The 13,276-nt window shown below is 60.3% G+C and carries 12 protein-coding genes and 1 pseudogene; 10 read left to right on the forward strand and 3 right to left on the reverse strand.

What is annotated here, in order from left to right; all coding sequences use genetic code 11:
* Positions 1-20: 20 nt before the first annotated feature.
* Genes wecC through GGQ68_RS23335 form a run of 4 tightly spaced genes read left to right on the forward strand, consistent with a single transcriptional unit; the run spans position 21 to position 4,272 of the window.
* Positions 21-1,280: a UDP-N-acetyl-D-mannosamine dehydrogenase gene (wecC, locus tag GGQ68_RS23320; protein WP_183970301.1), complete on the forward strand. Its 1,260-nt coding sequence runs from the start codon at positions 21-23 to the stop codon at positions 1,278-1,280.
* Between the two features lie 4 nt (positions 1,281-1,284).
* Positions 1,285-2,028 carry a sulfotransferase family protein gene (locus tag GGQ68_RS23325; RefSeq protein ID WP_183970303.1) on the forward strand — a complete coding sequence of 248 codons (744 nt, stop codon included), beginning with the start codon at positions 1,285-1,287 and terminating at the stop codon, positions 2,026-2,028.
* Between the two features lie 31 nt (positions 2,029-2,059).
* Positions 2,060-3,172 (forward strand): hypothetical protein, encoded by a 1,113-nt coding sequence (locus GGQ68_RS23330; RefSeq protein WP_183970305.1) that lies wholly within the window; start codon positions 2,060-2,062, stop codon positions 3,170-3,172.
* Positions 3,169-4,272 (forward strand): hypothetical protein, encoded by a 1,104-nt coding sequence (locus GGQ68_RS23335; protein ID WP_183970307.1) that lies wholly within the window; start codon positions 3,169-3,171, stop codon positions 4,270-4,272. The genes GGQ68_RS23330 and GGQ68_RS23335 overlap by 4 nt, the downstream gene beginning before the upstream one ends.
* A 9-nt stretch (positions 4,273-4,281) precedes the next feature.
* Here the strand turns inward: GGQ68_RS23335 and GGQ68_RS23340 are convergent, their stop codons facing one another.
* Together GGQ68_RS23340 and GGQ68_RS23345 are read right to left on the reverse strand one after the other, a co-directional pair.
* Complete coding sequence (locus GGQ68_RS23340; protein WP_183970309.1) at positions 4,282-5,070, reverse strand: class I SAM-dependent methyltransferase; 789 nt, start codon at positions 5,068-5,070, stop codon at positions 4,282-4,284.
* Positions 5,071-5,201: 131 nt separating this feature from the next.
* Positions 5,202-7,364, reverse strand: coding sequence for a hypothetical protein (locus GGQ68_RS23345; RefSeq protein WP_183970311.1), 2,163 nt, complete (start codon positions 7,362-7,364; stop codon positions 5,202-5,204).
* A 261-nt stretch (positions 7,365-7,625) separates the two neighbouring features.
* On the opposite strand from GGQ68_RS23345, the gene GGQ68_RS23350 reads away from it, so the two are divergent.
* Both GGQ68_RS23350 and GGQ68_RS23355 read left to right on the forward strand, forming a co-directional pair.
* A complete protein-coding gene (locus GGQ68_RS23350) occupies positions 7,626-8,282 on the forward strand; it encodes a CatB-related O-acetyltransferase (protein WP_183970313.1) in 657 nt (218 codons plus the stop codon).
* Positions 8,279-9,439 carry a glycosyltransferase gene (locus GGQ68_RS23355; RefSeq protein ID WP_183970315.1) on the forward strand — a complete coding sequence of 387 codons (1,161 nt, stop codon included), beginning with the start codon at positions 8,279-8,281 and terminating at the stop codon, positions 9,437-9,439. Before GGQ68_RS23350 ends, GGQ68_RS23355 begins: the two co-directional genes overlap by 4 nt.
* 460 nt (positions 9,440-9,899) lie before the next feature.
* Here GGQ68_RS23355 and GGQ68_RS23360 read toward each other — a convergent pair whose 3' ends face one another.
* Positions 9,900-10,277 carry a hypothetical protein gene (locus GGQ68_RS23360; protein WP_183970325.1) on the reverse strand — a complete coding sequence of 126 codons (378 nt, stop codon included), beginning with the start codon at positions 10,275-10,277 and terminating at the stop codon, positions 9,900-9,902.
* 221 nt (positions 10,278-10,498) lie between these two features.
* On the opposite strand from GGQ68_RS23360, the pseudogene GGQ68_RS23370 reads away from it, so the two are divergent.
* The 4 genes and pseudogenes from GGQ68_RS23370 to tnpC form a co-directional block, all read left to right on the forward strand.
* A pseudogene (locus tag GGQ68_RS23370) lies at positions 10,499-10,678 on the forward strand (transposase); the annotation flags it as partial.
* A gap of 96 nt (positions 10,679-10,774) precedes the next feature.
* Entirely contained in the window at positions 10,775-11,122 is a 348-nt protein-coding gene (locus tag GGQ68_RS23375) for a transposase (RefSeq protein ID WP_221235714.1), read from the forward strand.
* The gene (gene tnpB, locus GGQ68_RS23380; RefSeq protein ID WP_183970319.1) at positions 11,119-11,463 is read left to right on the forward strand and encodes an IS66 family insertion sequence element accessory protein TnpB; all 345 of its coding nucleotides are present in this window, start codon (positions 11,119-11,121) and stop codon (positions 11,461-11,463) included. Before GGQ68_RS23375 ends, tnpB begins: the two co-directional genes overlap by 4 nt.
* Before the next feature lie 84 nt (positions 11,464-11,547).
* On the forward strand, positions 11,548-13,143 hold the full coding sequence (gene tnpC, locus GGQ68_RS23385) for an IS66 family transposase (protein WP_183970321.1): 1,596 nt from the start codon (positions 11,548-11,550) through the stop codon (positions 13,141-13,143).
* The last annotated feature ends 133 nt before the right edge of the window (positions 13,144-13,276 follow it).

The following is a 13,276-nucleotide window of genomic DNA, read 5'->3' on the forward strand; positions in this document are numbered from 1 at the left end:
ACCAGAAATTGGAAAAGACCATGCAGACATCCGATATTCGTCGCGTTTCCGTCGTGGGCTTGGGCTATATTGGCCTTCCCACAGCCGCGATGTTCGCCTCCCGAAAGGTGCAGGTGATTGGTATTGACGTGAAGCCCGACACAGTCGACACGATCAATCGCGGTGAAGTCCACATCGTCGAGCCTGACCTCGACATTGCCGTGCGCTCTTCGACGCGTTCGGGTTACCTGCGGGCCTCATTGACGCCGGAACCGGCGGAGGCCTTCCTGATCGCGGTGCCGACGCCCTTCGTGGGCGACAGTCATGAGCCTGACCTCAGCTACATCCAGTCCGCCTGCGAGACAATCGCGCCGGCGCTAGTGACCGGCAATATTGTGATCCTCGAATCCACCTCGCCGGTGGGCGCCACCGAGCATATGGCAGACTGGTTGGCGGAACTACGTCCAGACCTGAGCTTTCCGCAGAAGGCCGGCGAGAACAGCGACATCCGCATCGCGCATTGTCCCGAGCGTGTGTTGCCCGGCCACGTCATGCAGGAGCTGATTACCAATGATCGCGTGATCGGCGGCATGACCGAGCGCTGCTCGGAGATGGCGGTGGCCGTCTACCGGCACTTCGTCACCGGCAACTGCGTCGTGACCACTCCGCGCACCGCCGAGATGGCCAAGCTGACCGAGAACAGCTTTCGTGACGTGAATATCGCCTTCGCCAACGAGCTGTCGTTGATATGCGATAAGCTCGACATCAACGTTTGGGAATTGATCAACTTGGCCAACCTGCACCCGCGGGTGAACATCCTGCGCCCCGGTCCGGGTGTCGGTGGCCACTGCATCGCGGTGGACCCGTGGTTTATCGTTGCTAAGACCCCGGAAGAGGCGCAGATTATCCATACCGCGCGCAAGGTGAACGACGGCAAGCCGCAGTGGGTGATCGACAAGGTCGTCGAGGCCGTGCAGGCGCGCGGCCAGAGCACTGCAACTGTGGCTTGCTTGGGGGTGGCCTTTAAGCCGGACATCGACGACCTGCGTGAAAGCCCCGCGCTGGCGATCGCCAAGAAACTGATTGCGACCGAGAACCTCAACATCATCGTTGCCGAGCCCAACATCGACAAGCTGCCCGCTAACATGGCTGAACTTGACGTATCGCTGCATTCGCCAGAACAGGCTATAGCCAAGGCCGACATCGTGCTGGGGCTGGTGGCGCACCGCGAGTTCAAGGCGCTGTCGCGTGACCTGCTGGATGGCAAGACGGTGATTGATACCTGCGCGATCTGGGAGTGAACGCATGGCCGATACTGATATGACCGGCGCCCTAGCCGCCGCTGCCGACCACGATTCAGAAATGGATTCGGGGCTGCCGGCCATTCACCTGCTGATCGTCCTGTCGCTGGGGCGGTCGGGCTCCACCTTCGTGGCCAAGGCGCTGTCTCAAAATTCCGATTTCGTCAATGGCGGCGAAAACCGCTTCTTTTGGCAGGAACTGGTGACACGCCCGCCCGAAGAGCACCCGGCAGAGATCGCGCGCTTCTTTGCGCGTAAGCCGGGCTTCGCAGGCAAGGCGCTGGACAAGACGCCAGAAATCTACCGCTACCTGGACCAGGTCAACTTCGGCCCGCATCAGGTTGACTTGATCGAACTGGTGCGCAACACCGAGGCGATCGCGAGGTCGCGCGACGGCTTCATCGGGACCCTGCGAAAGCCGAAGCGCTGGCTTATGCGCATCCGTAAGTACCGCCAAGACTATGGCACGCGCTGGTACGTCCCCATCCTGCAACGCTGGTACTTCGTGCCGGCAATGCTGGGCCTTGGCCGCAACCGGGCCTTTGCCACGGGGAGCGGGGACAGCAGCGCGGCGGGCGTCGCGCAGGAGCGGCGCGGCTTCGATGCAGCGGTGGCACGGCTTCGCACCACGCAGGACGTGACACGGATTGATTACGACGCGTTCGCGGATAGCGTCAGAGGTCTGGCGCCCCTCGGCTTCAGCGATGCGCAGATCGCGGGGATCGCCGCGATCTACAAGGCACGCTGATGACCCGACGCGTTCCGCGAGACGCCGTATCGTGCTGATCGCACTGTCTCCCCTGGGCCTGATCCTGGCTTGGCTGCTGATCAGCAAACGGCAGTTCCCGGTGGAGGTCTACCTCGGCCTGCTTTGGCTGATCGCGGTCTGGACAGCCTGCTACACCTCTCACGAGGTTCGCGGATTCTTTGCCAAGGATGAGCTCTATTTCGCGGAACAGGAGATGGTCGGCCTGCTGTCGAACCGCTTTCTGTGGCTGTTCATCAACCACGTGGTCGGGATGTTCTCACTGACCACAGAGCAGGTTGTGCTGAACATGCGGGTGTTCAACCTGTCGGTCCTAATTCTGATCTACCTTTACGCGGTGTCCACGATCCGGACCCTGTCGCCGCTGCTGTTGGCCGTGATGATGTCATATTTCGCTGCCGTCGCCGCGCTGAACCTGCGCGATCCCGCGATCCTGCTGGGCACTTGGATTTTCCTCAATGGACGCGCCACACTGGGCCATTCGATCGCCGACCAGATCACCGCCCTTAAGGCAGGGCGCTGGGGCGTGGTCTTGGTTATCCTGCTGCGCCCGCTGCAATTTGCCCAGCTGTTCATCTCGGGTTTCCGGCTGGTCTATCTCGCGGGTATCCTGGCACTGGCGCTGATCGTGCTGCAGACCTCCTTTGGTACGCGCTACTTCTACAACTTCGCGTATTTTCTGAACAACTTCGAGACCGTCGTCGCTGAGAAGGCTGAGGACAAGGGCTTGACCTCGACGCAGCCCACGCCCCGCAACATCGCATTCTGGACTGCGCGCTTCGCCTTCGCGCCCTCGCCCACCTCGATTGCGCAGCGCCTGCTGGCGGCCGATCCGAACTACTCCTACGGGCGGGTCGACCTCGCCGCGCGGGCGATCAACCGCGTGGCGCTTTACGGCTGTTTTCTCGCGCTGCTGTTCTACGGGGTGCGTTATCGCCAGATCACCCTGCAGGTGCTCCGACGCAATGCTTTCATCCTGAAATTCGCGCTGCTGTTCTCGCTGACCTACGCCATTTTCAACTTCGGTGCTTCGCACGAACGGATCAAGCTCAACGTGCTGATCCTCGTGCTGATGCTCGTGGATCGTATCCGCATCGCGCTGCGTGACCAGGAAAACAACTCATGAAGACAACATATCTCATCCGCACCAACGCGCTCGATTCCGACGAACGCTTCGTGAAGACGCTGGCCTTTCTCGACCGCCTCGGCATCGAGACCGAGGTCTTTGCCATCGTCAAGAAACGGTCCGGGCAGACCCGCGCCACCATCGAGCAGGATTTGACCCTGCGCCGTCTGTTCCCCAGTGGCGGCATGCTGGTGCTCAAGTTGCTAGAGATGCTGCTGCGTACGGCGTTCTATCTGCTGACGCACCGCGGGCGGCGCTGGTACGCGAATTTCGATTTCCTGCCGCTGCACGTGCTGACCGCGCTGTTTGCCGGCAAGGGCAATCGCCCGGTCTGGGACTTGCACGAGATGCCCGCGCCGCGCATCATGACGACACCGGGCCTGCGGCACGTCTTTGGCTGGCTGCTGACACACAGCCACGTGATCGTGTGCAACGATGCCCGCCGCCGCGCGCTGGAGGACCATTTCGGCGTCGACCTGTCCGGGGCGCTGGTGCTGCGCAACACGCCGGGCACCGCGGCCTGGGACATCATCGCCAACGGGCGGCAGAAGTACCTAGAGACAGCCGACCCCGCCCGCGACATCGAAAATATCGTACTGGTGGGCGGCAACATGCCCGGCCGCTACGTCCGCCAAAGCGCGGAGGTGATCGCCGCGCTGCGCGCCGAGACCGGGCGCGACCTGCGGCTGAAGATCATCGGCGGCAACCCGCTGGAAGATGCAGGGGCGTTCGTCAGCAACACCGGCTTCATCCCGTTCTCGCAACTGGTCGCAGCCTGCGGCACGGGCGGCATTTCTCTGTGCTTCTACGCACGGACCTCGCTGAACAACACGCTGTGCGAGCCCAACCGCTTTTACCAAGGCATCGCGGCGGGCCAATACGTCGTGACGCTGGAGCACCCCTCCCTGGCCGAGGTCGACTATCCCTATCATGTGGTCATTGACGAGGAAGGCTTTGGCCAGAGTCTTCATGACGCCCTGTTGCGACTGTTTACAGATCACGTCCCCCCGGCGGAGCGCCTTGCGCAGGTCACCGGGCAGAACGCCCTTGTTTTCGAGGAGCAATATCCTGCCTTCGCCGTGTGGCACCCTGATCGTTGAGGGCGGATCCTATTTCTTACGCAGAAGCAACCCGATCCGCCCGGCCCCCGCCAGCTGATCATGCTTCTGCGCCAGTTGCGAGATTTCAAGGCGGCTAAGCGCTTTCAATTCCATGTAGATGCGACCGTTGCGCATGAGCCGGTTGGCCATGCGCATCATGGGTGTTCTCTTTTCGAAGCCGAACACCTCTTCCACGGTGAAATTCTCCATGAAACACGTGCTGATCGTGTCGAAATCGAAATGCCTGTAGTGCTTGTCGATCAACGGCTTTTCGGTACTCGGCACCGTGACGAAAAGGGGAGCGGAGGGCTTCAGGGCGCGGCTTATAGCCTCCACGAAGGCATCGCCTTCGCTCGGTGGAACGTGTTCGAAGACCTCGATCAGCGTCCCGCTGTCGTAGCTTTTTTCCGGGAGCGTGGCGATGTCCCTGGCGCGAAAGGTCCCGGACACGACGCTGAACATCTCGGCCCAACGGATGGCGTTCGCATCGAAGTCGATGCCGGAGAACGACACATTGCCAAGACGGTCACGTGCCGCAAGGGCATTAACAAAGCCGCCATCCCCACAACCGAAATCCATGTGCCGATGTCCCGGCTGGGGGTTTGAAAGCGTTAGCCAGTCTTCGACCAGTTCAATGGCCGCAATATAGGAAGCCGCGAACCCCCAATTTCGGGCGAAATTGGGAAATTTCACATTGCTGGGGATGTAATGGTAGGGAAAGCCATACTGGCTGGATTGGATTTCGTCCACTTGGAGGCTGCGCGTCTGGTGCTCTCCCACTGCAAAGGTGTCAATCATTGGCGATACCCCAAAACCTGTGGAACGTTGCACCAATGAACACGATTGCCTCTACTATCGTCAAGCCTTGTGCCCGAGCTAGTGTAGGTCGGACACCGGTTTTGAATCGTGAGAGGCAGGCTCGTACCTTCCTACCAGCGCAGATCGGTCGAGGCGCTGTCCACGCTCAGCGCGGTGACGTAGGCCGTGTCGGAGGCGTTGATCTGGCGCAGGCGGAAGCGCACGGTGATCGTATCTTCGGGGATATAGAGTGTCATGTTGCGCCCGGAACTGCCCCAGCTGCTGCCCGAAGAACGCGAGCTGCTGGCCAAGGTGGTCATGCCCGCGCCGCGATCGATGAGCACGTCGAAGACGACCCCGTTCGACACCGCGGTAGTCCCCTTGTTAAGCGCATTGCAGCGGATGTAGCGGCGCTTCCAGCCGCTCTTGGCATCAAGAGGGATGTCGATGCGCATGTCGGCGTCACCGGTCAGCGCATAGACTGGCCGCACCGCCTCGAAGGTGCCGCTCTGGGTCACGCTGCCGGCGGTCAGGGTCCATTTCGTCAGGTCCGACGGCACAAGGTCGCGCACGGCGTGGGTCAGCGGGCGGACATCGTCGCGCCGTTCGATGATCTGCATCCCGTTGTGGTCGTTTTCTGGATTGCTGCCGCCGAATTGCACCAGCTGGGCGAACTGCGCGTTGTAGTTGGTCTGGTCGATCCGCACCTGTGTCAGGAACTGCACCGACTGGCCGACACAGGCTTCGACGAAGCTGACCGCGTAGGGATAGGTATAGTTGCGCAGGGCGTGGTTGCTTTTCCAGACTAGGCCCCGCAGCCCGCTGAACAGACCGAGACGGTCGGCGTGGCAATTGGCGAACTGGTTCTTCTCCACCACGAGGTTCTCGATGAGGGTATTGGAGCTCGTGCCGTCATGGCTACCGACGATCACTGCGGAATAGGGAGCGGTGCCGCCGGACTGGGCCGCGATCGGCACACCCTCGGCATCCGCCGTGCCGCATTGTTCGAAGTAATTGCCGTTGACGGTGACGTTGCGCCCGCCGGATTTCAGGAAGATGGCCGCCTTGATCATGAAGTCGAAGGTGTTCTTCCAGATCTTGAGGTCATGCGGATTGCCCTCGCAGGTTAGCGGTTCCATGAAGTTCGAGATGCTGTTGCCCCAGATCTGCATGTCGTTGATTGTTTCGCTGTGGATGAGCAGCGGCATACCGGCCTGACCGCCGCCCGACTTCCTGCCATTAAGCTGATTCATCCAGAAGCGGTTCACCCAGCGGCCCATGCGCATGCAAATCGAGCCGGTGGTTGGTTTGTAAAAATCACAGTGGTGCACGTCGCTGTAGCGGCAGAAGGTCATGTCCAACGCCGTGGCGGCGGTGTAGTTCATGTTAAAGCCGATACCCTCAATCTCGTGCCGGGAAAAAATGCCCTGCTCTTGGCCGATGGTTAGCATTGCGCCTCCTGCCATCCCTGGGCCGGCCTTGATGACGCTCGACCGGCGCCCCGTGCCACGGACGGCAAAGTGATTGCCAGAGAGCTGAGCGGAAACCGGGCTGTTCCACAAGCTCACGCCTTGCGCGACGAAGACCCCAATCACGCCTTCGACAAGCGCCGAGCTTTCGGCGGCGGCAAAAGCGGCGGCATAGGCTGGCGCATCGTCCGAGATGCCGTCGTGGCGCGCACCAAAGGCCCGCCCGTCGTAGAAACCGTTGATTGGGTAGACGTAGAGCTTCACCCCGCCTGCAGTGGTCAGGTGCTGGTCCGTGGCGTCCGGCGCGGCGATCTCGTAGATGAAGGGCGCATAGGTCTGGCGATTGATATTGCCTGCCTCCCCCAGCTCACCTTCGGGCGGGACCGAAGGCCCGGGATTGCTGACGTAGAAGATAAATGGCGCATAGGTCAGGCGCACGGTGCGTCCTGCCTCGGCCCGGTTGGCCCCAGCTGGAATGTCGTAGGACAGAGTGGTATCGGACAGCAGTTCCTGCACGGAGTTGAAGACATGTACGTCTTCAACCTCTTCGTCGGAAATTACCTTTATGCCATCATAACTTTGCAGAAATTCACCCTCTGGCGAGTACATGACCAGCCGGTAAACCCCGTCGAAGGTATAACAGCTCCGGAACGTGCCAGTGGCATCAGAGCGCTGCGGGTTGGCGATGGAATCCGTCAGGTTGCTATCCCGGAACAGCCGAGCATGATGGTCGGTTCCAGCGATAAACACTTCTAGCTCGACCTTTTTGATCGGGCTATTCAAGCCATCCTTGGCTTGAATGCTGGCAAGGTTCAAAAATCCCATGTTTTTCTCCGCGGTTTGGCGGGGGCCCGCTGAGGGTAGTCCCGGCACTTTCAAGCTCGATCTTGTTTTCCGAAGTGCAAGTTAACGCGCTGATAACACTGCGTACGCCGCCCCCTTGGCTGCGCTAGCTCTAGACGGCAGGGGCCGCATGCGTATACCTGTCAGTGATTTCGGCGGACCGTCGAGTGACATCCATGTGGCACCCGGCCGCGTCCAGATCCTGCATTGACAAAAACTTTTTAATTTCAAAGGTTTAAATTTATGAGCCGCGCCGAACACACATCCCATCGCACAACCCTCGGCCTGTTCTCGCTGCGTTATATCCTGGCACGGCTACAAAAGCGGATGAGCCTGACCGCGATCCGCAACAGCGACATCCACAAAAGCGCGGCGGTTGCCGGAGGCAGCCAGATCGTCAATAGTAGTATCGGGCGTCATTCCTACTGCGGGCATAACTGCGTTATCGTCGAGGTCGAGATTGGCAGCTTCTGTTCGCTGTCCGATGCGATATACATCGGCGGCTCAGGTCACCCGATGGAATTCGTCTCGACCAGCCCGGTCTTTCTGTCCCACCGGGCCATCGTGAAGGACAAGTTTTCCCGCCACCGCTACGACAACCTGCCGCGCACCCGGATCGGTCACGATGTCTGGATTGGCCATGGGGTACACGTGCGGGCCGGGGTCAGCATCGGCACCGGCGCTGTCATCGGCATGGGCGCGGTGGTGACACGAGATGTGCCACCCTACACCATCGTAGGCGGGAACCCCGCGCGGCCGATCCGGCCCCGGTTCCGCGCCGAGATTGCCGACGGGCTGCTGGCCTCGCAATGGTGGACTTGGTCGGACGACGACCTGACCGCCGCCGCAGCGCAGTTCACCGACCCTGAAACCTTCCTCAATACCAGAGGCCTTCTGTGAAAATTCTGCATCTTTGTTTGTCGTGCTTCTACATCGATGACTGGAGCTATCAAGAGAACGAGCTTGTCCGTCAGCACGTAAAGGATGGCCATGACGTGCTGGTCATCGCTTCGACAGAGACCTACGACGCCAAGGCGCAAATGATCTATTGCTCTCCCTGCGAATACATGGGCAGCGATGGCGCACGGGTGATCCGACTGCCCTACCACCGGCTCTTACCGCACAAGATCATGCGCAAATTACGGGTCTATGAGGGGGTCTACGAGGCCATCAAAGCCTTTGCCCCGGACACGATCCTGTTTCACGGTGCTGGTGCCTACGAGATCAACACGGTGGCGCGTTATGCGCGCAACCACCCCGAGGTGCCTCTTTACGTCGACAGTCATACAGATTTCAGCAACAGCGCTCAGGGCTTCGTTGCACGCGAGGTCCTGCACAAACTGTACTATCGCCAGTGCCTGCAGGCAGCACTGCCCGAGATCGATAAGTTGCTTGGCGTAACCCCGGAACGCTGCGATTTCTTGCACGATGTCTATGGCGTGCCGAAGGACCGGATCGAGCTGTTCCCCATGGGTGGCCATCCGGTGCATGACCCCGATTACGCTGCCCGCCGGAACCGGACCCGCGCTGCGCTGTCACTGTCGGCGGACACCATCGCTTTTGCTTATACCGGCAAGATGCGCCTGCGCCGCAAACCCATCGAGACGCTGACTGCCTTCATCGAACATGCGCCCCCGGATAGTGTACTACTGATCGGGGGCATATTGCTGGATGGCCACGAGAAAGCACGGCTTGAGACGCTGATCGCCTCCGACCCGCGCATCCGCTTCCTTGGCTGGCAGCAGCCTGAACAGCTGACCGACCTTCTCTGCGCGACCGATGTATATCTGAACCCAGGCACACACAGTTCGACCAACGAACAAGCAGTTTGCTGCCGTTGTGCCTTTGCGCTAAATGATGCGCCGGTCAGCCGCGCGCTGCTGAGCGACAGCGGTGAGAACGGCTGGTTTTTGAATAGCAAGACTTCGTTGGCGGATGTTTTTTGTGCGACTTTCAATGCAGACATCCAGCAGATGAAAGCGCTGTCTTATAATTTGGCTTGTCAGAATTTAGATTACGCAATGCTCGCAAAGCGTGTACTGTTTCGCCCTGAGTAGACGCTTGAGTTATACTGCATATGAAAAGTTCTGGGTAACTGATCCTGTATTTGTCAAGCGGCAGGAGCAAGGGGGTCGTGAGGTAGTTTCAATCCTCGATGTTATGGAAGCTAGGGTGTCACTTTGACAGACAGATCAGGCACAATAGCGAACTCATCGCTATCCGGACTGACGCCCCGGGCCCTCAACGCGGACATTCAGCATCAAACGTCTCAGTCCAGCAAATTCTAACAGGCCTGCCGCTGATTGATCTTGTTAGGGAGGTGCTAGCCGGTTTTCTTGCCCATGCGTAGGAGCCCACAGCCGGGCTGGGTCGGCCCGCGCCGCCAAGTGGTCATAATAGGGGGAGGAGGAGATCGGCAGGCTCTTGCAGAGTGGCTCGACCCCAAGCTCACCACGATGGTCGTTCCTATCGACTTTTGCTTGCAAACGCCTGCTGGCAGTGGATGACCCCCAACCATCACTTGGACGGGCGGTCGAGCTCCGCCATCGCAAAATAAACGCTGGCCTTGTGCAGGATCTCATTTGCTTGGCGCAGTTCTAGGTTCTCCCGCTTCGGCGCCTTCATTTTCTGTGCCATGTCCTTCGTGATGCCAGCGCGCTTGCCGCTTTCGGTCTCCGCCTTCTTGACCCACGCGTTCTGGGTCTGCGGCGCACAGAAGGTCTTCGCGGAAATCGACATGACAGCCTGCCAGCGCAACCCATGCCGCCCCTCATTGTCGAGGATCAGACGCACCGCACACTCGCGCACTTCGGGAGGAAATTTGTGCGCCGTCTTGCTCACAAAGCTCGATCCTACCCAGGAGTTGGAGTCTCCGGCAAACCCGGCGTGGTTCAATCCACTGACCGTAGAGCATTGCGTAGCAATGTCCCGAGAGGTTCCCGCCTGTAAGATGGCCTCAGCGCTTTTTTCCAAGGGCTACCTTCAGTAGGCCTTTCTGCATGCTCATCTCAGCATACACGCGCCTCAGGTGACGGTTCTCTTCCCCCATATCCTGGACCTGTCGCGGTTTGATGCCGCTCCTTTGATAGCATTTACTGCAACAAAGGAGACTGAATATGGGACTGAAACGGACGGACGAATTCCGCAAGGACGCGGTGCGGATCGCGTTGACCAGTGGGCTGACGCGCAGGCAGGTGGCTGACGATCTGGGTGTCGGCATGTCGACGCTGAACAAGTGGATCACAGCAAGCCGAGAGACGGACGTGGTGTCGAAAGAGGATTTGAGTAAGCGACAAGGCAGCCCCGTGGGTTAATCGGCTGCCTGTTCCGGGTTAGGTTTGCGATGTTGATGCAAGCGCCGGGGTTCCATGTCTACGACTAGTTCTACGCCTATGCCTACGACTGGTAGCTTACAGTTGATCGAGGCTGTGACAGAGCGGCTTGACGGTGCGCCAGTCGGCGAGCGGCGCCGTTGGTCTGATGAGTTCAAGGAGAGGGCTGTCGCCGCGGCGCTGGAGCCGGGCGTGAACGTTTCAGCGCTGGCCCGCCGTCTGGGCATTTCGCCACCGCAGCTGTTTGGCTGGCGCAAGGCTTTCCTGAAGGCGCAGGCGAGGGATGTTTCACCCGGCACACCCGTGCCAATGGTGGAGATCGTGGTGGGCGGTGTTATCATCCGCCTCAGCCCTGACCTCGACGAGGCTGCGCTGCGCCGGATCATTCGTGCGGTGCGCACAGCATGATCCCGTCCGGCGTGAAGGTCTTTCTGGCCAGCCACCCTGTTGACTTCCGCAAAGGACCGGACAGCTTGCTTGCGCTGGTCCGTGATGCGGGGAGCGACCCGTTCAATGGGGCACTTTATGTGTTCCGCGCAAAGCGGGCGGACAGGATCAAGATCGTTTGGTGGGACGGTAGTGGGGTCTGCCTTTATGCGAAGCGTCTGGAGAAAGCCGGGTTCTGCTGGCCGCGGGTCGGTCATGTCCGGGTCCAGTTGAACACTGTCCAGCTGATGGCGCTGGTGGATGGACTGGACTGGAAACGGGTCCGGCCGGTCGCCGTTCGGCGCCCCGAAACTGTTGGTTAAACGGTCCTGCAGCAGTGATAATTTGCGCTTCTGCATGAAGAAAACGCGAGCAAAACAAGGGGAAACATGCTCTAATCGAAGGTGATGAGCAGCAGTGAACTCCCCCTTCCTGACGACATGGATCAGTTGAAATCCATGGTGCGCGCCATGGCGGTGCAAGCGTCCCGTGCGGAGGTTCTGGAGCGTGAAATCGAGACGCTCAGAGCCCGCAACGCGGATGCCGACGAGCGGATCAAGCGGCTGATGCAGATCCTGAAGGCTTATGATCGGGCGCGGTTCGGACGACGGTCCGAGAAGCTCGGTTCTGCCGTGCCGGATGATGAGGATGCGCAGCAGGCTTTCCTCTTCGAGGAGATCGAGACGGGTATCTCGGCGCTACGGGCGCAGGTCGGCAAGGGCCAGGCTCCACAGGAGAAGCGGCCACCCCGGCCACGCAAAGGCTTTCCGCCGCACCTCGAGCGCATCGAAGTGGTCATCGAGCCTGACGACCTGCCGGAACATGCCGGCAAGCAGAAGGTGCTGATCGGTGAAGATGTGGCCGAACGGCTTGATGTGATCCCGGCGAAGTTCCGGGTCATCATCACCCGCCGTCCGAAATATGCGTTCAAGGGCTGGGACGGCGTCATCCAGGCTTTGGCCCCGTGCCATATCATCGAGAGCGGCCTGCCGACCGAAGCATTTCTGGCGCAGATCGCGGTCTCGAAATATGCCGACGGCCTGCCGCTCTATCGCCAGGAGGGCATTTATGCCCGTGATGGCGTGGACCTTGACCGCCGGTTGATGGCCCAGTGGATGGGCCGGGTTGGCTTCGAGCTGGATATCCTCGCGGACCATGTCCTGGGCGAGATCCTGAAAGGCGACAGGGTCTTTGCGGATGAGACCAGCCTGCCAACCCTCGCCCCCGGCACCGGCCGCGCGAAAAAAGCCTGGCTCTGGGCCTATGCCCGCGACGACACGCCTTTTGGCGGAAGCGGTCCGCCGATGGTGGCCTATCGCTTCGAGGACAGCCGGTCCGGAGACTGTGTGCGGCGGCATCTCGGAGGATATCGCGGTATCCTGCAGGTGGATGGCTATGCCGCCTACAGCAAACTGGCACGCAAGGACGGCGGCAATGATGGTCCGCTATTGGCGGGATGCTGGGCGCACAGCCGACGCCGCTTCTATGAACTGCACACGACCGGTGCATCCGATGTCGCCACAGAAACGATCGAAATGATGACGGAGCTCTGGACGCTCGAGGCGACTGTTCGCGGACAAAGCCCCGAAGCCCGCGCTGTTGCCCGCCAGGCTATCTCGGCACCAATTGTCGCGGCGCTGTTCGCGCTGTGGGAACGGACCCTGCCGCGCATCTCCGGCAAGTCCAAGCTGGCAGAAGCGTTGCGCTACGCCATGACGCGGCGGGAGATCTTCGAGCGCTTCCTGATCGACGGCCGCGTCGAGTTGGATTCCAACATTGTCGAACGTGCGATCAGACCCCAGACCATCACCCGGAAGAACAGCCTCTTCGCCGGATCGGACGGCGGAGGCCGGACATGGGCCACAATCGCCACGCTCCTGCAGACTTGCAAAATGAACGGCGTCGACCCTGTCGCCTGGCTGACCCAGACCTTGGAGCGCATCGCCAACCAGTGGCCCAGTGCGGAACTCAATGCCCTCATGCCGTGGAACTACAACCCCTGAACGGCCACGCCTTCCCGCTTACGGATTTGAGCCTCATTCAAGAGAATGATCGGCTGCGCCGCGAGAACCGCATTCTCAAGGAGGAAAGGGAAATCTTAAAAAAGGCCACGGTGTTCTTTGCGAGCCAAAAGCC

Source organism: Sagittula marina (genome assembly GCF_014196795.1).
GTDB lineage: Bacteria > Pseudomonadota > Alphaproteobacteria > Rhodobacterales > Rhodobacteraceae > Sagittula > Sagittula marina.